The sequence below is a fragment of the Virgibacillus sp. LDC1 genome (assembly GCF_025792345.1).
GTDB classification, from domain to species: Bacteria; Bacillota; Bacilli; order Paenibacillales; family Paenibacillaceae; genus Paenibacillus_AQ; species Paenibacillus_AQ lautus.
In genome coordinates this window covers 1,112,387-1,132,858 of the sequence record NZ_JAOXLZ010000001.1, presented here as the reverse complement: position 1 = coordinate 1,132,858, position 20,472 = coordinate 1,112,387, and the positions used below count along the sequence as shown (strand labels likewise).

Sequence of the window (20,472 nt, the reverse complement as noted above, 5' to 3'; positions counted from 1 at the left end):
CGTCCAAAAAAGAGAGGACTTTCGCCCTCTCCCCAATCACCATATCAGCTTTCCACTGCTCTCCCTTGTGGTTTCGTCAGTTTGAAAAACGAGGCCGCACCCAGCACGGAGGTGGCAAACAAAATGGCTCCCATCGGCACAGCTGTGGATTCGTCAATGCCAACCAGCGGTGACACGATCGAACCCAGCATCAAGGGCAGTAACCCTATGACAGCACTTGCGCTTCCTGCTCGATGACCTTGTTTCTCCATGGCCAAAGTAAATGTGCTGGTCGCTACCATTCCAATCGTGATCATATAGATAAAAATCAATATAACGATAAAGGCAAGAGGCCCTTTGAGCATGGTCATAATCAGAAGCAGGAACGTGGCACTTATTGCAATAATGACTCCGGCACGAAGCAAACTCCGTTCATGGATGATGCCGCCAAGGCGGCCAATGATGAAACTTCCCGAAATAATGGCGATTCCATTAATTCCGAACAGCACGCTAAATACCTGCGGCGACACACCGTAAATTCCTTGGTATACAAACGGCGTCCCCGAAACGTAAGCAAAGCTTCCTCCGTGAATAAAGCCTACTGTCAACGCATATCCGATAAAGGATCGATCTTTGAACAGGCTTCCCATCGTACGTACGGAATGGGTAAGAGAGCTTGGGGTTCTTCTCTCCCGCGGCAAGGTTTCCTTCAACTGAATAGCAATTATCAATACGATGACTGCACCGAACACGCTTAAAAAATAAAAGATCGAATGCCAGCTTGCACCCGGCAGAAGCAAAATCGCTCCACCGGACATCGGTGCAACCATGGGGGCAACCGCATTAATGACTGATAATAAGGCAAAAAACTTCGTAAGCTCGCGACCGCTGAACACATCCCTTACCACCGCGCGCGAGATGACAAGGCCCGCGGCTGCCGTAAATCCCTGTAAGAATCTGGCGATGATAAGCACCGTAATATCGGGTGCCAATGCACAGAATAAGGAAGAAAGGGCAAACAAGGCAAGCGATATGAGCAGCGGTCTTCTTCTTCCCTGCGCATCGCTGATAGGTCCGACTATGATTTGGCCTACCGCAAGGCCAATCAGACAGGATGTCAAGCTAATCTGTACGAGCGATGCCCGTGCGCCTAAATCATCGGCAATGTCGGGAAAGCTCGGCAAATACATGTCGATATTGAACGGTCCTAATATGCCAAGCAAGCTGAGGAGCAAGGCTAATCCGAGGCGTTCTTTTCCCGTCGGGTTATGAAGCATATGTGTCAAACACCTCTACTCTACTATTGTTTTGTATTCATATAATGTATCAGGTTTGTCCAAAATAGAATAGTCCACCTGCTAGGTGTATAGGGTTTACGTCGGAATACCGAACAAAAGAAGAGCCCGGTTCTAATCAAACCTGGCTCTTCCTGCTTTGATAAAGGATTCGGTTCACCTTCTCAGAGCTCAGCAGCATGATCAGCGCAAACAACAAAATGACGACGGGAAACAAACCTATCGATACATGGGCCGCAACGATACCAAACAGTGGGGGCAATATCGTGGTGCCGGTATAGGCAACAGCCATCTGATAGCCCATGATTCTGGACGATTGGGCTTTGCCGAAGCGGGCCGGCGTTTCATGCAGCAAACAAGGAAAAATGGGGGCAAGCCCAAGTCCGATGACAATGAGTCCGATGAGAGAAAGATAGGGATGCAGCGGCAGCAATAACAGGATAGCACCGGCAATGGCCGTCACTTGCCCTGCACGGATGAGCGTCCGATTGTTAAACCTCAGCGTTACGAACCCGGTAATGAATCGCCCGAGCGTAATACCTCCATAATACAAGGATACCCATACTGCTGCTGTTTCCGGAGGCAGATTTCGGGTTCCTACGAGAAAGCTCGCTCCCCATAAACCGACGGTCGCTTCCACTCCGCAATAAAACAAAAACGCCAACAGGGTTATCTTTACTCCTCTGATGTGAAGCGGCTTTCCTTGCTTCCGGACCATGGCTTCATTGCTATCCGTTGATTCATTTCCTGTTTGGGCTTCATGCATGCCTTGAGGCTGCTGATGCTTGCCCGCCACGATCCTCCAGAGTGGGAGCGTGAGCAGCAGGATGAAGACCAGAGCGAACTGCAGCATCGATACGGTATAATATCCGTCCCTCCATGCATCATTAGTTCCTATGGAATAGGACATGATAATTGGCCCTAACGTTGCGCCTACACCCCAGAAGCAGTGCAGCCAGCTCATATGGTGGGCCTTATAGTGGTTTGCCACATAATGGTTCAACCCTGTATCGACCGCCCCTGCACCTAAACCAAGCGGAATCGCCAGTAGAATGAGCCAGAACAGCGATGGCGCATACGAAAAACCGAGCAGCGCACTCGCCGTTAACAAACAGCTGACAAGCGTAACGATACCCGTCCCGAAGCGTTCGATCACGCTCCCACTAAATAAGCTGGACACAATCGTGCCTCCGGTTACGACCATGGATAGCAACCCTGCGGATTCGAAAGCAGCACCGATATCCGGCTGCATGGCCGGCCAGGCGACCCCGAGCAAGGAATCCGGAAGCCCTAAACTAATAAAGGCCAAATAAATAATAAGAAGAAAAAATGTTACCACAAATGAAAGTCCTTTCTACGCTATGATCATGAACATAAGTAAGGGTAGTTTTCATCTATTCTAAACCTTGTTCGGTCATATGGAAAGTTTCGGCACGGCTTTAATTCTAGAAGATGAAAGGTTAGGCATGAAACGCATTCCAGAACTCACCCTCGGTATTGATCATGTCCTTGATCTGAGCAAAAGGAATCGTGAACGTCGGAAAACCCGCTGCGTAAGGGGCGATCTCATAGGGTGCAAACACCAAATGAAGCGCGTTCTCAGTCACATAGAAGGTCTGATCGGCAGCGATACCCGTATAACTGTCCGGAAATACGTACGAATACTGAGGATCCTCTTGTATCTGCTTGCCAACGATCCGGCTGAGCTCCTTCACATAAGCGCTGCCCGGCTTAAACAAGTCCTTCAATTCATACATCCTGCCGTTCTCCAGATTGATAATGGCATATACTCTGGTTGGCATGCCATGCGCGGCACCGAAGGGATATTGATAACCGTTCAACTCCAGTTCGAGCAGGTTCTGCTTATAGAAAATGACGTCAAAATCGCCTGAATAAGAATAATCAAGCTGTTGATTCTCAGGAATGAATTTCACCTGTGACATTTCCTTAAGCTTCGTATTCAGCGTTTGCTGAGATGCTTGATCCCTCATTCCTTCGATCTGTGGATAATAGACCAAGTAATCCGGATTGGGTTTATACTTTTCTTCCATGACCTTATATGGTTGTTGCAGCGGAATCACTGTATTCTGCTCCCATATGACCTGGCCCGACCGATTCAGGTAAGACAAACGCTGATTGACCAGGGCTTTAATCAATCCGCCTGCTTCCAGCGTAAGCGAACCGCTGCCGTTCACTCGGGGATACCTTGGCGCCGGTCTGCCGGTTCGATCAATAAAATACGTCTGCTTCGCATCATAAACCGAGGCCAATCCGTGCCTATAGTCCGATACATCGCGATACGTAAAATCGGATAGCTTCTTCCCATCCCAATCTGCTATGGCATAGATCGAGCCAATATACGGCTGCGCAGGATCCATCGCACGTCCAAGCGCAAACCGGTCTTCATTCAAATCCCGAATATCATTATATTCCGGCTGGATTACCCATTCGCCCTGCTTATTAATGACGCCATACTTCGACTTGTAATCTTCGGCCGTGTTGACGATGGCTCTGCCATGATGAAAAGGAAATGCCGAAGTATATGTCGGCGGAATGGCAATGTTCCCCTGCTCGTTGATATAGCCGTATTTGCCAGTGCTATCCTTCTGAAAGGCAAGCAAGCCATCGCCTGGCGGTCCGACATAGGCGAACGGATAGTTAGCCAATCGGCGGCCATGGAGATCAATGAGCGCGTAATGATGGTCTTTTATTTTCACAACAGCTTTGCCATCGACAAAATCATTCGCTTCCTCATATTGCGCCGGGATCACCTCTTGGCCCGCGGAGTCGAGGTATCCGTAGCGGCTGTTTGCGCCATCTCCACTGCCATTATCGGTTACATAGTAAACCGCCCTTCCTTCTTTAAGCTCTGACATATACGGATATCCTCGTCGTGTCAGCACTTCCCCTTGTTCGTTGACCATCTTAAACCCTTGATCATCGATCACGGTCGCTCGACGCTCCGAGAAAGGGCTGATGGACTGATATATAGGCTGTACTACGAAACGGTCAGACCTGTCGATGAGACCATACTTACCGTTTACGCCTACAATCGCGAGACCATTGTCCTGAAAATCCTGCGCATCATCATACTTAGGTTGAATAACCAAATTTCCACTACGATCCATGTATCCCCACTTCGTTCCGTCGGTTGTCTTCACAGATGCCGGAAATATCCCGACAAGCTGCTGTGGCTGCCCTCTGCTTGCCAGCATCTCCTTGATCCGCCTCTCAAGTTCAAGCAGCGTTTCACGCGCCGGGTAGGGTTCTGCAAACGTGAGTGCTTTGCGGACCGACACAAGGGCCGCCTCCGGCATCCCGGCCCGATATTGTGCATCCGCGAGGTAATACCAATAATAAGAATAATCCGGATGTTCTTGCGTCAGTCTCTCGTAGTACCTTACAACGACAGGGAAATAATAGGGGTATACATCCGGTGCAGTCACTAACGCCCCCTGGCTCCATCTAACGACCTCGACTCGATAAGCTTCGCCTGTATCGTGAATCCAAAGCGCGATTTCAGCCTGGGCATCCGGGCCTGAAGCACCCGGCATATCCGCAATATCGATATAACTGTAATATATATCAGCAGGTGCGATATCTTGAAGGCCCTCTGGCGTCCAGGCGTATATCGACAATTTTGACCAGATGGAACCGAGCTGCCAACCTACGATTAATTGATTCATACCTGGGTTCAACACAGGAGCCGCCGTCAATGAAGTAACCCCATATCCCTGTCCCAAGACGTTGGCAACGACCTCATATCCGCCATTGCGGTAAAGCAGCACAAATAAATAAAGCTCATGATCCAATCGGGACACACCGGCTATCTCTGGTATGTGATCTCCCGTGACGTCGGCTGCGATAACTGCGGGATGTTCGATAGGCGTATCGATTCGTACAAGTTCAGCACCTTGTGGCAGATAGGCCATAGCTATTTGTGCCAGCTGCTGGTCGTTAACAGACATTTGGACATCCTCCCTTGTTCAGAGCTTTCTCGCCTAATCGTATGCAGACGATGGTCAAATATGCACCTGAAGGCGTTGAGGGGAAGCACTTCTGACGCCCTAAGTTTCCATTGTCGGTTGACAGGCAAATCCAAAAAACGACCTGATCACCTTAGGCAATCAGATCGTTCTCTTCGCTTCAAAATGGCTTGCTGACCATGAAATACAATATAACGACCGGCAGCAGCGTGGCTATCGTCCCGCCTACCGCCCAATATACCGATGCTCTTTTATAATTGACTGAAATGACCCCATCCGTTATGGATTGTTTACTATGCCGAATCATCCCTTTTTGCAGCGGAATCAAAAAACCAGCCCACAGGATCCCCGTAATGCCAAACAGGATCAAGGAAGCCACCAGCCAGCTCATTCCGCCCATACCATATCCGGCTTGAACAGCCATCACAACGCCTGAAATGATGATCAGCAGCAAACCTGGCAGGGTAAATACCATATCGGCTAACATGACATTCTTAACCGTGTTATGGATTTCTGCCGGATCCCCTTTCAGATCAGCTCTTACTTTCCAGAAAGCCGCCGTAATGATATTGCCGAGGAATAACACACATCCGGCGATGTGCAGAAATAACCATAACGTCATAAGCCATCCTTCCCCTCTTCTTGGTGATTGGGACGGAGAATGTCGATGATGAAATCCGCATAATCCTTCGTGCTGAATACATGACTATCTACGCCGATAAGCCCCCGCATCCGTAGTCCGAACGATAACAGCTCAAACAGCTCAGCCGTCCGTTCCGCATCGATGGATTCCGGTATGACCCCTGCTTCCTGGCCTGTAACAATCCATTTCTTCGAAGTTGCAGTCGCTTCCCTATAGAAGCCAGCCACAATATCGGCGATCTCGGGCTGATCGCTTTTGCCAATAAGGTACATTAAGATCAGGTTGCTGACATCGTCACGACTTTCCAGTCTCGACATGCTGTTGGTAATGGTATTCATCGGTCCGTCAAACTGCTTGATGTCCCCCTGCTTATTCACTTCGCTCATGAACTGCTCGTTCTGCTCGGCAAGTTTCGCTCGTAATACGTGCACAAACAGCTCATCCTTGCTTGAAACATAATGAAATATGGCCCCTTTGGACAAGCCGGAACGTTTCATAATGTCATTAAGGGTGGTTTGGCTGCAGCCTTGCTCCCTTATCAATTCTTCCGTGGCTTCAAGCAGTATTCGCTTGGTATGCTCTCGCCTTTCTTCCTGCTTCATCTCATAACTCCTCCCTGATGATCATGGATTACCCCTGTGGTGGAAGCCATCCCGCCATGAGAACCGCTGCCAGAAACACGATTTGCAGCATCGTTCTCGGTCCGATTGGAGTGACCGGCTTGCCGCCGAGTGACAAGTGGTGATTCGCTGCGTATACATTGGCAGGAAACATGCCTGCCAGCATCAGGGCCAGACCTGCAGATGCCAAAGCTGTGGTAGCCGGAATAACGATGAGAATCGCGCCTGCAATCTCCAGCACCCCGGTGATGGTAACCATAACTGCAGCTTTAGGTATTCCCGGCGGGATCATGGCGATCAGATCGGGTCTTCGTTTTCCCCAGTGGGCAGAAGCTGTTACCAGAAATAGGACCGCAACCGCCAACCTGAGCGAAATGACCCAATCATTTACATACTCCCAGCCTGCGAAACCCAGCGTCCGAAACAAAAGCAGCGAAACCAACATGGCAACAAAGGGTATCATCAACCTCACCAACCTTCCGAATTTCGTAACTTCATTATATATACCGACCATCGGTTTGTAAATATGAATTTCAAATTTATTCCTTTGAAGGCTTCTGGCTCGTTCAGTATCTCATTCAAAAAAGAGAGCAAGCCTGCGGCTGTTTTCCAACCGGGCCAACTCTCATTTTCTACTCTCATATCATAGACCTGTTATGCAGCGCCTTTTTCTTCTACATATATTCGAAATAGCAGGATATACAATACCACGCTGATTAATGCCGATATCAAGATAATGCTGAATATCCCCATTGGCGGCAGCCAAGCAGACAGAAATACCGTCACCGGCGCCAACAATCTTCCGATCGTATACTGCAAGCTGTCAGCTCCCATATACTGCCCTCTTGCATGCTCCGGGGCATAACGACTGATGAAACTTTGCGTCACCGGTGAACGAACCATTTCTCCGAAAGTGAAGATAATGGTTACGAAGAACAAAAACCAGATGTTCGTGTTCAGCCCGAGTGCAAAAGTACCTACACCGGATAACAAGGAAGACAGTACGAATACGTCACGCTCCTTCCAGTTCCGAAACCACTTGGTTACCGGAAGAATAAATAGAACGAACAGGAGCCCGTTAAGGCCCAGCACCCACCCTAAAATCTCCGTGCTCGATAACATTAGCGAATGGCCGTTCCAGGAGAACAGCGTCTGGGAGGGCACATAATCGATGACATATACCGCCAAATACAGGTCCAGCTGCATGATGGTCACAAGGGCAAATATCCCTGCCAGTATGTACACCAGAAACACTTTATCCCGAAAAATGATGCCATATCCCTTCCACTGTTCCTTGAATACCTGAAGAATTGAACCCGTACCCGTCGGCTCTACGCTTTTCGCAGGCGCTGGCAGGGTTTCATGAACGATGAAGTAAATCGCGATGAAATAGATCAACAATACGAAGGAACAAGACCACAGAAGCTCTTGCCGATACTGAAAAAAGAAAATGGCTCCAAGAGCCGGACCAAGCACGGCCCCCAAGTTGTTCGCTGTCGTGAACGTTGCAAATACCTGCCGTCGTTCTTGAACAGGAACCAAATCGGCGACCATCGCGGAGCTGGCGGGTCTATAGATGGCTCCCCCGAATCCGATGCCGATAAAAGCGGCATAATCGATCCAGTGCGAAGGCGACAGCGCGAACAGCGCAAACATGACCGTCTGCAGCGAGGCGCCAAGCAGCATGACGGGGCGACGTCCCATCCGATCGGCTAAAGCCCCGCCGAGCAGGCTGCCGATGATACTGAATATTGGAGGAACCGTCATGAGGATTCCCGCGATATGATTGCCTAAAGCCGCTCCGAAATAAACCGTTATGAAGGGAAAGTACATCCAAAACAGCATATTAAACAGCGCTTCACCCAATAATCGAACCTTTAAATTGTTATCCCATAATCGTATTTGCACAAAATTCCCTCTCTCCATCCGAACAGCACAAGTTAATAAGCTTACGATATAACACGTTTCCCGGCCGGGTATTACAAACTATAAAACATTTCCCTGGCAAAATATAGACTTATAATGAGCGCTGAGCTATACTAATAATATGAAAGCCGAATACTGTCCATTTCAATTTAGATGACCCACAAAACGAACATTTGTTCCATATAGGAAAGACGCTCCCGCGGGAGCGTCTTTTTTCGGTGCATGGATCTGTTGATGTATCCTTCCGTTGGACCGGTTTGGATATAGAATACGCTCATCAGGTTGGCAGCCTGGATGCAGGATGCTTTTCTCAATGGGGCTTAATCAGCCAGTTTCTTCAATTCATGCAAATGATCGAAGATCATCTGGCAAACCTCAGAGACCCGCTCCCGATCCTTATACGTTAGCCAAGCCAATTCTTCGATTTCCGAAGCCGGACTTAGCTCTCCTTCATACTCCGCCGTGTAACAGGACATCGTTACTCGAACGCCCTCCGATTTTCCGTGAGCGCCCGCTCGGAAGCTGCCTGCATTCGCCGCGGTCTCCGGTTTGATACGAACGGACAGCTCCTCCTTAATTTCCCGCACCAGTGTATCGATATCGGATTCTCCCGGTTCCCGTTTTCCTCCCGGCAGGTAGTACGTATCCTTCCCTTTGGAACGAGCGCCCAATATGCGTCCATCCCCAATGTGGATCCAGGCGACTTTGTCAATCTCCGTTATCATATGGATTCCTCCCCTTATCATGTAAACTTCATGCTAAGCCGTTTCTTGTTGTTCCCGTTTCCCGCCTAATTTAAATATGAGTATCCCCCCGACAATCACAAGAACACCGATTAGCTGATTCATGGTAAACGAAACCTTCTCTAACCCTAACCATCCCAAGGAGTCCCACAACAGCGCGAAACCGAGCTGCGAGGTCATGACAATTGAAATGGCGAACGTGGCACCCAGCAGCCTTGTCGCATGCACCAGGCAAATCACCACGCCGACCCCAATCAACCCGCTAATCCAGTACCATGGCTCCATGTTTTGAAACGCGAACGTTCCTTTGCCTTCTACAGCAAGACTCATGCCGAACGAAGCCACGAAGCCCATGCCTAACACCAACGTCGTTGTAGACCAGGAGCCTGTCTTCTCATTCACTCTATTATTGAAAATGTTCTGCAAACTAACCAATGAACCCGCGATGAGGGCCAATACCAATCCTGCTAACATGTTCCATCTCCTTGCTTCATGATTCATCATCACTGTGTGTTATTCTTCGTAAATATTGCCCCCCGCCACACGCGTTAACGCATCCCGGTCTTTGATCAGAATGTTCCCCTTATGACGCTCGATCAGCCCTTCCTGACTGAATTTCAGGATCACCCGGTTTAAATGCCGATAGCTGGTTCCAAGCAGATTCGCGATATCGGTCAGGTTGAACGCGGCCGGGTTATGGGTAGCCAACGTATCCGACTCCTCCTCCGAAACGGACAATAAATAGCTAGCCAGTCGTACCTCCACCGGATGCAGCAAATTAAAACTCAAAAAATTGGATTTAATATAAAATTTCCGGGTAATGATCCGCAGCAAAAATTGAAGCAGCGGCGGATGCTCTTGTCCGTATTTGCGAAGCCAGCGATAATGCACGCCGATCATATAGACCGATGATACGGCCTGTACCGTATTAATCAACGGATTGCCTTGAATGTATTCAATATCTCCGATCACCTCTAGCGGTGTTTTGAAAGATAGAACAAGCGCTTTGCCTTCCGCTGAGGTCGTGAAGATTTTAATCTTCCCTTGAACCAGGATATACAGCATCTCGGCCGGCTCGCCTTGCGTGCAGACGATGTCGCCCTGATCGAAGTGATATAACACCAGATAATGCATTAAATCATCGTGAAATACGGACTCGATCTGATTGCTCAGCAACAAATGCTGCATGAGCTCCGCATTATGAATTTCCTTCACGTCCCTCACTCCTTTCCCCGAACACTCTATCTAATGAACCGAATTTTCCATATCACAATTTGATAATCACGACACCGGCGATCATCATTCCGATCCCGATGAATTGCGGCAAGCTCATTCTCTTTTTCACCACGCCAAACCATCCGTTGCTGTCGATCAGGAACGTTAAGAATAACTGGGCGATCAATAACGCGGATATCGTTAATGTAACACCGATGTTCTGAATCGCTGTCACCTCGCTGAATATAATGGGTGCCCCCAAGGCTCCTCCGATTAGATAGAGCGGCTTCACTTGTCCAAATCCTTGTCTGCTTCCGTCGCGAACGAACAGCAGAATAATGAAAGCCATAATAAATCCGGTCAACTGCGTAACCGCGGCAGCTTGCCAGGTGCCCATATCCTGACTAATTCGGGCATTGGCCACCCCTTGCAGCGTAATGCAGGCACCGCCAATGAATGCAAATAAGATTCCTCTCACGATACATACTCCTTCTTCTATAGGTCTGTATACTATTAAAAGTGAATACCCTAAACTCAGGAAAGGACATATGTCCTGAAATGACGTAAATTCCAAATAAAGCGATGTCCCAGACACGAATTTCATTATATACTATCGGTCAGCTTGGCAGGTAACATACAAAAAGCTGCCGGAATTTCCTTGGCAGCTTAAGGGATTATCACGATGACGTGACTTATACATATTCAGGATGCCCATGCCGCTTGCAGCCGAACCAGTAACATGCGGTTAGCGTGGAGGGCTGATGATACGTGATGGGATAATACCCTTCGGTGAAACGAGAAAAAATCGTTTGGTAATATGCGTATGGTGCATTACAGCATCTGGGGTTTCTGATTTCAACCCATTCCCGAGGTATAAAACAGTTTAAACCAAGATTGCATCTATGACTCTATGAACATTTTGTTTTAAAATAGAACTAGATGTCACTCATTGACGTAACACCGATTTGGAAGGAGCTCCTCTAACGTTATGCTAGACAAACAAGAACAAGTCCCCAATGAACTGGGCGGATTACAATTACAAGCGGATTGCGAACGCTGCTTTGGATTATGCTGCGTCGCTTTACCCTTCGCCGCCTCCACGGATTTTGCCATGGACAAAGACGGCGGAACCCCTTGTCACCATCTGCAATCCGACTTCCGCTGCGGCGTGCACAGCAGCTTGAGGCAGCGAGGTATGAGAGGCTGCACCGTATACGACTGCTTCGGAGCAGGCCAAGTGGTTTCACAGGTCACGTATAACGGTCGCGACTGGCGGCAGGCTCCTGAGACCGCAAAAGAAATGTTTGACGTATTCCCGATCATGCGGCAGCTTCACGAGCTGTTATGGTATCTGAACGAAGCCCTGGCTTTGCAACCGGCTCAAGACATTCAACCCGATCTGAGTTTATCGCTAAAAGAGACGCTCCGGTTGACTCAGCTTCCTCCCGAATCCCTGTTACGGCTGGATGTGGCAGCTCATCGGGCAGAAGTGAATCAGCTGCTTCTACGAACCAGTGAGCTTGTGCGGGAGGATGCGCGAAAGAAGCATAAAGGGCCACCTGTGCGTCAAAAGATCGGAGGCCGCGGTGCTGACTTGATGGGAGCTAAGCTTAAAGGAGCAGACCTGAGATACGCCAATCTGAGAGGAGCTTATCTCATTGCCGCGGACCTCAGAGGAGCCGATCTGCGGGCTGCCGATCTGATCGGTGCCGATTTAAGGGACGCAGACCTTAGGGGGGCCAATCTAGCAACCAGCCTCTTCCTTACGCAATTCCAGGTTAACGCAGCGAAAGGAGACGCCAGCACCAAGCTGCCCCCCTCCTTATCTCGACCGGGACATTGGACGCGTTAACGCTCAATATATTAGGAAAGAACAGATGATGATTTACTATAAACACTAAAAATCCGGCAGCTGACTGGCTGTCGGATTTTTGATGTTGGCCAAACGACTTTAAGCGCGCTTCTTCCATGAATCCTTCAAAGGAACGATACGGTTGAACACCAGCTTGTCTTCGGTCGTATATTTGGAATCCACGCAGAAATAGCCGTGTCTGATGAATTGGTATGTTCGGTTCATCGTCGCTTTCAGCATAGAAGGCTCCAATATGGCGTTTTCGATTCGAATCAATGAATCGGGGTTCATCAGATCCTCCCAAACATTATTCGATTCTGATAACTCGGCTGATTCCTTCAGCAATTTTTCATACAAGTGAAGCTCCGCCGGGATCCCGTGCTTCGCGGATACCCAATGCAGCGTTGCTTTCACCTTCCGCTCATGAAATCCGCTTCCGCTCTTCGTTAATGGATCATACGTGCAGTGAATCTCCATGATGTCTCCCGTTGCTGGATCTTTCACGACATGTTCGCATTTGATGAAGTAGGCTCCTTTCAGGCGCACTTCCTTGCCAGGGGATAACCGATGAAATCCGGGAACCGGCTCCTCCATAAAGTCCGCTCGTTCGATGTACAGCTCTCGTGAAAAAGGAACCTGCCGCTCACCCAACGTTTCATCTTTTTCATGATTCGGTATAGCAAGCATCTCGGTGCAATCTTCTGAAAGATTGGTGATAATCACCTTCAGCGGCTTCATGACGGCCATCGCATTAAAACACCGTTCCTTCAAGTCTTGACGGATATAATGGTCGAGCATGCCCGAGTCCACCAGGCTGTTGCCGCGAGACGCCCCGAGTTCTCCCAGGAAACGCCGGATGCCCTCAGGAGTCACGCCTCGCCGCCGTAATCCTTTCAACGTTGGCAGTCTGGGGTCATCCCATCCGTCGACAAAGCCCCCCTCCACCAGTTCCCTCAGGTATCGCTTGCTCGTTACGTATCCCGAGATATTCAACCTTCCGAATTCCCGCTGCTTGGGAGGCTCCGTCACTTCCAGCTCCGTAAGCACCCACTCGTATAACGGTCGATGATCTTTAAATTCGGCTGAGCACAGCGAATGGGTAATTCCTTCAATCCAGTCTTGGATCGGATGGGCGAAATCGTACATCGGATATATACACCACGTTGTTCCCGTACGGTAATGCTTCGCATGAAGGATACGATACAGAACGGGATCTCTCAGGTTCATGTTGGGAGAAGACATATCGATTTTGGCTCGAAGTACTTTTTCCGACGTTTGGAATGCCCCTGCGATCATTTGCTCAAATAACGCCAAATTCTCCTCGATGCTGCGCTCCCGAAACGGGCTGTTCATGCCGGCTTCGGTCAGCGTCCCCCGGTATTCCGTCATTTGTTCAGGCGTGAGATCACAGACGTAAGCCTTTCCTTTGGTTATGAGTTTCTTGGCGGCTTCAGCAATTTGATTCGCATAATCCGACCCGAAATAAACGTTCGGCTTAAGTCCAAGCCACTCGATATCCTCCTGAATCGCATGCACGTATTTGACATCTTCCTTCAACGGATTCGTATCGTCGAACCGAAGGTTGAATGTCCCGTTAAACCGGCTGGCAATGGAATGATTGATGTAAATTGCATAGGCGCTGCCGATATGCAGATAACCGTTCGGTTCCGGTGGGAACCGAGTAGCCACCGGCCTGTGGTACACGTTGTTCTCTACATCCTCCTTAACCATCCTGGTCAAAAAATCCACCGTTTCTTCTCCCCTGTTTTTATCGTCTCTCATACCTAACTCCTCCTTACGTAGTTTTTTCAGCCGTAACTCCGTAAAAAACAAAAAAATCCCGCCTCCAAGACATAAGTCTTGGGGACGAGATTGGTTTCGCGGTGCCACCCCTATTCGCCGATATCTCACGATACCCGCCTTATCAGGTACGGCCATCACGCGATCGCTTATACCCTAGCTCTGTAACAGGAGCTCCTGTCGCACCATCCCTTATCCATAAGTTCCGATGCGCCGCTCAGAGGCTTGGTTCAATGAATGGCTTCCAACTCCTTTTCAGCTTACCGGAGCTCTCTGTGGGGATTCCTGTTCATCTACTCTTCTCTTCATGGCGTTTACAATTTGATCCATAGTATCATCTAAATATAAAAAAGTAAACCATGGCACTTTGCTAAAATGAAACGCCTGAACATGCGTTCCGTCAGCTTAGTTCGGCAGCAGCTTCACCGTAGCCTGCTTGCCGCTGACCTGAATGCCCGTCTCCTTTTTGCCTGCCTCAGCCAAATCTTGAACGAGTCGCTCAAGCAGCTTGCGGGCGGCTTCGCCCTCCTTGCCTTGAATACGAATAACGGGCTGGACAGCTTTGCCCGCTGCCAGCAGCTTATGCATTTGCGACAGCTTGGTGTCATAATCATGCTCTTCAATATGTACGGACAAACGGAATTCCTTTACTTTCATCGGACCGGATGTAGCTGATTGGCCCTTCTTCTCTTTTACGGCCTCCTGCTTCGCCTGACCCCGGCTTACGAGCTTGCATGGCGGGGGACTGCTGAATAACGAGGTACACACCAAATCGGCTTTGTGACTTTTCGCCAGCGCAAGCGCCTCATCCCTGGAGACGACTCCCAGATCTTCGCCGTTTAGGCCGGTCAGTTCTACTTCGCGTGCTTTTATCTTTTCATTCATAACTAACATGAACAGATCCTCCTAACGAAAGTCATGTAGATATTCGTTCATTTCATTTCTCTTCCTCTACGTTCACATCATTGCGAATGAAGCGAACAGAATGCGTTCGGTATTCCTGCTCTTCCGTGATTTCCAAGCAGTTAAGCTGTTTACCGTACACGCACGCTCCATCGATACCGATTTTGTCCCCTTCGTCACAAAACCAGATCCCCTCCGAATCATGCAAGTTCATGGCCGGCGTATGACCGAACACCACCGTTTGGTTAAGGCCCGTCGGATAATTGAAGAATGGATCACGAATCCAGATGAAATCATGATGAGGCTGCAGCTTCCAGTCATCCACACCCGGATTGATCCCTGCATGCACGAATATATGGGTGTCTGTTTCATAATAGAGGGCCAGCGTATCGAGAAAGGATAGATGGTGCCCAAACTGGTTTTTAATATAGGCTTTACCTTCGTTATATCTGGCACGATCCATTTCACCCTCAAAAAAATCGGCGCCGCAGTAGCTTTCTATCGTATGTCGAGCTCCATTGCGAATCCAGCGTGAGTTCACTTCATCCGTATCAAGCATAATGGCATCCAGCATCATCTGATCATGATTTCCCCGAAGAGTGACAGCCCCTGCATTCCGCAATTCCATCACTTGCTCAATGACTTCCCTGCTTCTTAATCCGCGATCCACATAATCCCCAAGCAAGATCAGCTGGTCCTTAGCGGGATTGTACTGCACGTCAGACAATAACTGGTTGAATTCATCGTAGCAGCCATGAATGTCGCTAATTGCTAATATTCGAATCGTAGTCCCCTCCTACCCTAGTCATAATACCACTCTGTTCTCCAGCAGGTTCTTCAGGCTGATTCATGATTTTGACGGACCCATGCCTGCAATCGAATCCTGAAAGTCAGCAAGCTCTTCCACCGATGTTACTCCTTGTCACTTATAATTTAAGGACATCCAATCCGAGTTACTTTGCTATTTAGGTATAATAGCATATTCTCCTTTACACCAACATCACTTGAATACGGAGCAACGCCTTGTGAGGAACCGAGCACCCTCCCGCTGGGCGAACCTCCGCTTCTGGTGAAAAATGCACTCGTGTACAGCCCGAACGGTGAAGCAATTGAATTGTTAGAGGAGGCTCAATTCATTGTGCACCCATAAAGATCGAGCTAAAAAAGCCGTGCGTTTTGCCATAGGAAATGGTTGAACGCACGGCTTTTCTCTATTCAATAAAACTATATTTAGCCATCACGTCTCCCCAAGGGGCAATCCCGGCTTCTTTAAATCCGATTTGGGAATAGAGTCTTTCTGCACGCTCATTCTCGGGTTTGTAACATAGCATAACATCGTCCGTCGTATCCGGCGAGCTCCGAATCTTCTCGAGAACCAAACGAATCGCGGGTTTGGCATAATGCAGTCCCTGAAACTTACCGTCGATCATAAACCGGTATATCCAGTAGTTATCATCGTGCGGGTGCAGACCATACATTACAAATCCAATCATCTCTTCATCATGGTAGATCGCACGCGTTTCGAAGCCCTCCATGAATTGAGCTTCCGCTATCGAATATAGATTCGGGGCAATCCACTTCTCCTGTTCAGGTGTGGGTTTAAGACGGATGCAATCCTCCCAATTGTCTTTATCTATGGCATGAAGTGTTATCAAATGCAAGACTCCTTCATATAGGGTGTATGCCTTTATCCTAATCCAATGCCGACCATTTTTCACGGTATTAAATATGTAAACTCAAATAAGACGCTGCACGCTGCCGGATATAGAGCAAGATAATGAATGATTATAAGCATTGTTTACATATTCCGAATATCTCTCAATGGATAAACTAGAAGTAACTTTATTATTATGGAGGCGATATTGATGCGGCAATTGAACGATAACATCCAACGGAAAGGACAACTAACCATGAAACGAATGAGGGTAATGATATATGAAGAAAATATTGAATATTGGAGTTTTGGCCCATGTTGATGCCGGTAAAACCACACTAACGGAGCAAATCCTGTTCAGGTCCGGCATTATTGATCAAGCGGGCTCCGTTGACCAAGGCAATACCATCACGGATTCGCTGGACATTGAACGCAGACGAGGCATCACGATCAAATCCGCTGCGGTATCCTTCATGTTGGGGGATCTAAAAATCAATCTGATCGATACGCCGGGACATGCCGATTTCATCTCGGAGGTCGAGCATTCACTAAGTGTGCTGGATGGCGTCATTCTGGTGATTTCCGCGGTTGAGGGCGTCCAGGCCCAGACACGGGTGCTCATGCAAACACTGAAAGAACAAGGGATTCCCACCCTTCTATTCATGAACAAAATCGATCGAATGGGCGCGAATTACCAGAATGTCTATACCATGATACGGCATCTGCTGGATGAACATATTTGCGAGATGAGCTCTATAACTCATGAAGGCAGCGCAGCCGTTCGGGTGGACGTGGCCGATCCCCATAGCGTCGGCTGGATCGAAATTTTGGCATTGGCCAATGACGATCTGCTGAACGACTATGCCCAAGATATTCCCATCACTCGCGAGCGGCTGCAGGAGGCATTACGCAGGCAAACCCAGCAAGGTAAAGTGTACCCCCTATTTGCAGGATCGGCAGCCAAAGGGATCGGCATCGAGCCGCTGCGCCAAACGCTCGGTGAGTTTTTCCCCGTTAATGACGCCTCGGTGCTTCAGCATGAAGCGTTATCCGGCATAGTGTTCAAAGTAATTAAACTTCTGAATGGGGAACGGAACGTATACCTCCGGCTGTTCGCCGGTAGTATTCAAGCACGAGACGAGATTCCGGTGATAACGCAGAACGGCAACACCACCATGTTCAAGGTAAAACACCTACATGCTCTGCACCATGGCAAATCCATGTCGGTGAATCAGATCGATGCCGGAGACATTGCGATTCTCATGACCGATGAACTCAAGGTGGGCGACGTTATCGGCACTGTTTCCGACAGGATGAAGAGGGTCCACTTTCAGAAACCGCCGATTCAAGTCCAAGTCTCGGCCAAGGATCCAGAGTATGAGCATCAACTTCATACTGCCCTAAGCGATCTCACCGAAGAGGATCCGTTCCTGCAATATATCCAGGATTCGATAACCAAGGAACATATCATCCACGTATTCGGCAAAGTCCAGCAAGAAATTCTGCTGGAAACGATCCAGCAGCAATACGGCATCGAAGCTGTATTTTCAGCTCCGCGGGTCATTTGTATCGAGAAGCCTGTTGCCACCGGAGAGGCTGTTGAATATATGGGCGAGTGTCCTTTTTATGCAACGGTGGGCATACGGGTCGAACCCGGCGAGTCAGGAACCGGACTTCAGTACCGCCTGGAAGTGGAGCTGGGCTCCCTCCCCCTATCCTTTCAAAAAGCAATTAAAGACACGGTGTTCGAGGTGCTGCAGGAGGGGCTGTATGGATGGTCCGTGACCGATATGATTGTCACGTTGACGCATACCGGTTACGCAAGTCCGGTTTCGACGGCAAAGGATTTTCGCAGCCTGACTCCGCTCGTCCTCATGTCTGCGCTCAACGAAGCCGGAACGGAAGTATATGAGCCCATGAACGTGATCCAATTCATTGTCCCGGAAACCAGTTTAAGCAAAGTGTTATCCAAGTTGGCGGCACTGGAAGGGACCTATCAGGAACCAACATTCCACAATAATGCTGTATACGTGCATGGTACCATCCCCGTGCGGACAACCGACTTGCTGAAAGCCGAAGTCCATTCTCTGACAAGCGGTGAGGGCATGCTCTCCGTTAAACCAGGAGGCTACGTGAAGGCGCAGGCCCCTTTCCCTGTGAATAAACGGCGACAAGTCAACCCGCTGAACCGCGGTGAATATATGCTTTACTTGAACAAGATTATGTAAGAATCCAGGTGGAAATGCGGCTGATGGAATTGAATGTTGGTATATAATTCAGCGTATTTCGCGTTAGGCGGACCACCCGCATAGGATGTAAAGACTGATAGCGGTGTCGAGAGAGGATCTCGCCCGCTATTTTTCTTCTTCTACTACTTCCCGCACAAAATAGCCTGCGCATGCCCGCTATAAGCGATTGCATGCACAGACTAACTCGAACCCATCCCCGTACCTTCTCATTCAGGTTCCCAGATGCAAATAAAGAATGATGGAGAAATCAATCTTCCAGATGCTTTACAATTAACGCCTCGATCACCATCTCGCCATGTCCCCCGCTCCACTCGACGGTATTCTCATTCCCGGCATTCAGCACAACCGTAATTCCCGTGTATCCTGTTCTTTCGTGGATACCTCCCGTATCCAATGCGTTAACAAATGAATAATCTTTACCGTTAATGCTCAATCTCAGTTTAGCCAAACGTTCCGCTGTACCGTAGACGATACCAACTTCAGCCCTACCTCCTGTCGAGCCGCCATTTACATCTTCAAAACGGCAGCATGCCGTATCGGATTGCAGATTGGTTGCAACGGTAACACCATCTTCGTTCCGCCTAAGCTCGGCACCGCCGCCCACCAGGCATATCGCTGCGTCATATACCTCCAGCTTCGGAAAAGACGAAGACCGTCCCGGAACGGACTTAACCCCCTCGATCGTTTGGCCCACGGTCTGGATCGTGCCATCCTCATTGAAGTGAAGCTCGTCAATACATACGCTACGGAGAGTGCCCTCACCTGATATCGCTTGATTATGATAGAACAAATACCAGCTTCCTTTGAACTCGACAACGGACCCATGGGACGTTGAACAGCCGGTCGGCTCCAGGAATATGCCCTGGTATGTCCACGGTCCAAGCGGATGGTCACTGATGGCATAACGCATTCGGTTATTTCCTTCCAGATTGTCCGCGTAAGTCAGATAATATAGGCCCTGTCTTTTGAATACCCAGGCTGCTTCGTGAAAATCCTCCAGCCCTTCCATAACTTGAACGTCCCTATGAATCGTCATCATGTCATCGTTCAACTCGACCCCGGCACACACGCCGCCCCCGCCGTAGTACATATACGCCCGGTTGTCATCGTCAACAAATACGGCAGGATCAATCATCGCAAAGCCTCCCAGACCTTGGATGTATCCTTGGTCGATAAACCCGCTGGCAGGTTTGTCGCTCGTGGCGACTCCAATCTTCCAGGTGTCGTTCCAATCCGATCCGCTCGGGTGAGGATAATAGAAGTAATAGGTTCCATTTCGATAAGCGCAGTCCGGCGCCCACATAAATCCGCCTTCCGGCCTACCCCAGCTCACTTCATCGGAGCTTAATATTTCACCTTCATCTTGCCAATGCACCATATCCTCCGAAGAGAATACGTGATAGCGGTCCATCAGGTCACAGCCTCGGGGTGGATCCACATCATGCGAGGCGTACACGTAGATTTTGCCGTCATTCCACACATGTGCCGAGGGATCGGCCGTATAGATGCTGGTAATAACGGGATTCATCGAACTTGTTTTATGCTGTGTCGTTGCATATGGATGCATGTACATCTGTTTCATAGGTGAGATCCTCCTCCGGATTCTA

The 20,472-nt window shown here is 49.1% G+C and carries 19 protein-coding genes and 1 other annotated feature; of the genes, 2 read left to right on the top strand and 17 right to left on the bottom strand.

Features of this window, described 5'->3' with window-relative positions; all coding sequences use genetic code 11:
* Positions 1-44: 44 nt before the first annotated feature.
* The 12 genes from OHJ21_RS05355 to OHJ21_RS05300 form a co-directional block, all read right to left on the bottom strand.
* Positions 45-1,256 (bottom strand): Bcr/CflA family efflux MFS transporter, encoded by a 1,212-nt coding sequence (locus OHJ21_RS05355; protein WP_486019452.1) that lies wholly within the window; start codon positions 1,254-1,256, stop codon positions 45-47.
* 136 nt (positions 1,257-1,392) lie between these two features.
* Positions 1,393-2,613 (bottom strand): MFS transporter, encoded by a 1,221-nt coding sequence (locus OHJ21_RS05350; RefSeq protein WP_486019451.1) that lies wholly within the window; start codon positions 2,611-2,613, stop codon positions 1,393-1,395.
* Positions 2,614-2,734: 121 nt separating this feature from the next.
* Complete coding sequence (locus OHJ21_RS05345) at positions 2,735-5,242, bottom strand: WG repeat-containing protein (protein ID WP_486019450.1); 2,508 nt, start codon at positions 5,240-5,242, stop codon at positions 2,735-2,737.
* 178 nt (positions 5,243-5,420) lie between these two features.
* Entirely contained in the window at positions 5,421-5,882 is a 462-nt protein-coding gene (locus OHJ21_RS05340) for a DUF2269 family protein (protein ID WP_100536645.1), read from the bottom strand.
* Positions 5,879-6,505, bottom strand: coding sequence for a TetR/AcrR family transcriptional regulator (locus OHJ21_RS05335; protein ID WP_100536644.1), 627 nt, complete (start codon positions 6,503-6,505; stop codon positions 5,879-5,881). Before OHJ21_RS05335 ends, OHJ21_RS05340 begins: the two co-directional genes overlap by 4 nt.
* Before the next feature lie 28 nt (positions 6,506-6,533).
* Positions 6,534-6,986 carry a DoxX family protein gene (locus OHJ21_RS05330; protein WP_486020997.1) on the bottom strand — a complete coding sequence of 151 codons (453 nt, stop codon included), beginning with the start codon at positions 6,984-6,986 and terminating at the stop codon, positions 6,534-6,536.
* Positions 6,987-7,177: 191 nt separating this feature from the next.
* On the bottom strand, positions 7,178-8,431 hold the full coding sequence (locus OHJ21_RS05325) for an MDR family MFS transporter (protein WP_486019449.1): 1,254 nt from the start codon (positions 8,429-8,431) through the stop codon (positions 7,178-7,180).
* A gap of 167 nt (positions 8,432-8,598) precedes the next feature.
* A complete protein-coding gene (locus OHJ21_RS05320) occupies positions 8,599-8,763 on the bottom strand; it encodes a hypothetical protein (RefSeq protein ID WP_486019448.1) in 165 nt (54 codons plus the stop codon).
* Between the two features lie 6 nt (positions 8,764-8,769).
* Positions 8,770-9,174 carry an NUDIX hydrolase gene (locus tag OHJ21_RS05315; protein WP_100536641.1) on the bottom strand — a complete coding sequence of 135 codons (405 nt, stop codon included), beginning with the start codon at positions 9,172-9,174 and terminating at the stop codon, positions 8,770-8,772.
* 33 nt (positions 9,175-9,207) lie between these two features.
* Entirely contained in the window at positions 9,208-9,666 is a 459-nt protein-coding gene (locus tag OHJ21_RS05310; protein ID WP_486019447.1) for a DMT family transporter, read from the bottom strand.
* Between the two features lie 39 nt (positions 9,667-9,705).
* The gene (locus OHJ21_RS05305) at positions 9,706-10,407 is read right to left on the bottom strand and encodes a Crp/Fnr family transcriptional regulator (RefSeq protein ID WP_486019446.1); all 702 of its coding nucleotides are present in this window, start codon (positions 10,405-10,407) and stop codon (positions 9,706-9,708) included.
* A gap of 52 nt (positions 10,408-10,459) precedes the next feature.
* Entirely contained in the window at positions 10,460-10,885 is a 426-nt protein-coding gene (locus OHJ21_RS05300; RefSeq protein ID WP_127590553.1) for a DMT family transporter, read from the bottom strand.
* Between the two features lie 510 nt (positions 10,886-11,395).
* Here OHJ21_RS05300 and OHJ21_RS05295 point away from each other — a divergent pair.
* The gene (locus OHJ21_RS05295; protein WP_486019445.1) at positions 11,396-12,259 is read left to right on the top strand and encodes a pentapeptide repeat-containing protein; all 864 of its coding nucleotides are present in this window, start codon (positions 11,396-11,398) and stop codon (positions 12,257-12,259) included.
* Between the two features lie 99 nt (positions 12,260-12,358).
* On the opposite strand, the gene OHJ21_RS05290 is transcribed toward OHJ21_RS05295, so the two are convergent.
* The 4 genes from OHJ21_RS05290 to OHJ21_RS05275 form a co-directional block, all read right to left on the bottom strand.
* Positions 12,359-14,041 (bottom strand): glutamine--tRNA ligase/YqeY domain fusion protein, encoded by a 1,683-nt coding sequence (locus OHJ21_RS05290; protein WP_486019444.1) that lies wholly within the window; start codon positions 14,039-14,041, stop codon positions 12,359-12,361.
* A 77-nt stretch (positions 14,042-14,118) separates the two neighbouring features.
* Positions 14,119-14,377: a binding site (T-box leader), on the bottom strand.
* 87 nt (positions 14,378-14,464) lie between these two features.
* Complete coding sequence (gene infC, locus OHJ21_RS05285) at positions 14,465-14,953, bottom strand: translation initiation factor IF-3 (RefSeq protein ID WP_100536635.1); 489 nt, start codon at positions 14,951-14,953, stop codon at positions 14,465-14,467.
* A 43-nt stretch (positions 14,954-14,996) separates the two neighbouring features.
* Entirely contained in the window at positions 14,997-15,740 is a 744-nt protein-coding gene (locus tag OHJ21_RS05280) for a metallophosphoesterase family protein (protein ID WP_486020996.1), read from the bottom strand.
* Between the two features lie 433 nt (positions 15,741-16,173).
* The gene (locus OHJ21_RS05275) at positions 16,174-16,617 is read right to left on the bottom strand and encodes a GNAT family N-acetyltransferase (RefSeq protein WP_486019443.1); all 444 of its coding nucleotides are present in this window, start codon (positions 16,615-16,617) and stop codon (positions 16,174-16,176) included.
* A gap of 280 nt (positions 16,618-16,897) precedes the next feature.
* Between OHJ21_RS05275 and OHJ21_RS05270 the strand changes: the two genes are divergently transcribed.
* Positions 16,898-18,844, top strand: a complete 1,947-nt coding sequence (locus OHJ21_RS05270; protein ID WP_486019442.1) for a GTP-binding protein — start codon at positions 16,898-16,900, stop codon at positions 18,842-18,844.
* A 268-nt stretch (positions 18,845-19,112) separates the two neighbouring features.
* Here OHJ21_RS05270 and OHJ21_RS05265 read toward each other — a convergent pair whose 3' ends face one another.
* Entirely contained in the window at positions 19,113-20,447 is a 1,335-nt protein-coding gene (locus OHJ21_RS05265; RefSeq protein WP_486019441.1) for a family 43 glycosylhydrolase, read from the bottom strand.
* Positions 20,448-20,472 lie beyond the last annotated feature (25 nt).

Excerpts from the sequence above, each read along its gene's own strand:
- OHJ21_RS05355 (WP_486019452.1), bottom strand. The coding sequence starts at position 1,256 with ATGCTTCATAACCCGACGGGAAAAGAACGCCTCGGATTAGCCTTGCTC.
- OHJ21_RS05345 (WP_486019450.1), bottom strand. The coding sequence starts at position 5,242 with ATGTCTGTTAACGACCAGCAGCTGGCACAAATAGCTATGGCCTATCTG.
- OHJ21_RS05340 (WP_100536645.1), bottom strand. The coding sequence starts at position 5,882 with ATGACGTTATGGTTATTTCTGCACATCGCCGGATGTGTGTTATTCCTC.
- OHJ21_RS05335 (WP_100536644.1), bottom strand. The coding sequence starts at position 6,505 with ATGAAGCAGGAAGAAAGGCGAGAGCATACCAAGCGAATACTGCTTGAA.
- OHJ21_RS05330 (WP_486020997.1), bottom strand. The coding sequence starts at position 6,986 with ATGATACCCTTTGTTGCCATGTTGGTTTCGCTGCTTTTGTTTCGGACG.
- OHJ21_RS05315 (WP_100536641.1), bottom strand. The coding sequence starts at position 9,174 with ATGATAACGGAGATTGACAAAGTCGCCTGGATCCACATTGGGGATGGA.
- OHJ21_RS05310 (WP_486019447.1), bottom strand. The coding sequence starts at position 9,666 with ATGTTAGCAGGATTGGTATTGGCCCTCATCGCGGGTTCATTGGTTAGT.
- OHJ21_RS05295 (WP_486019445.1), top strand. The coding sequence starts at position 11,396 with ATGCTAGACAAACAAGAACAAGTCCCCAATGAACTGGGCGGATTACAA.
- OHJ21_RS05290 (WP_486019444.1), bottom strand. The coding sequence starts at position 14,041 with ATGAGAGACGATAAAAACAGGGGAGAAGAAACGGTGGATTTTTTGACC.
- infC (WP_100536635.1), bottom strand. The coding sequence starts at position 14,953 with ATGTTAGTTATGAATGAAAAGATAAAAGCACGCGAAGTAGAACTGACC.
- OHJ21_RS05270 (WP_486019442.1), top strand. The coding sequence starts at position 16,898 with ATGAAGAAAATATTGAATATTGGAGTTTTGGCCCATGTTGATGCCGGT.
- OHJ21_RS05265 (WP_486019441.1), bottom strand. The coding sequence starts at position 20,447 with ATGAAACAGATGTACATGCATCCATATGCAACGACACAGCATAAAACA.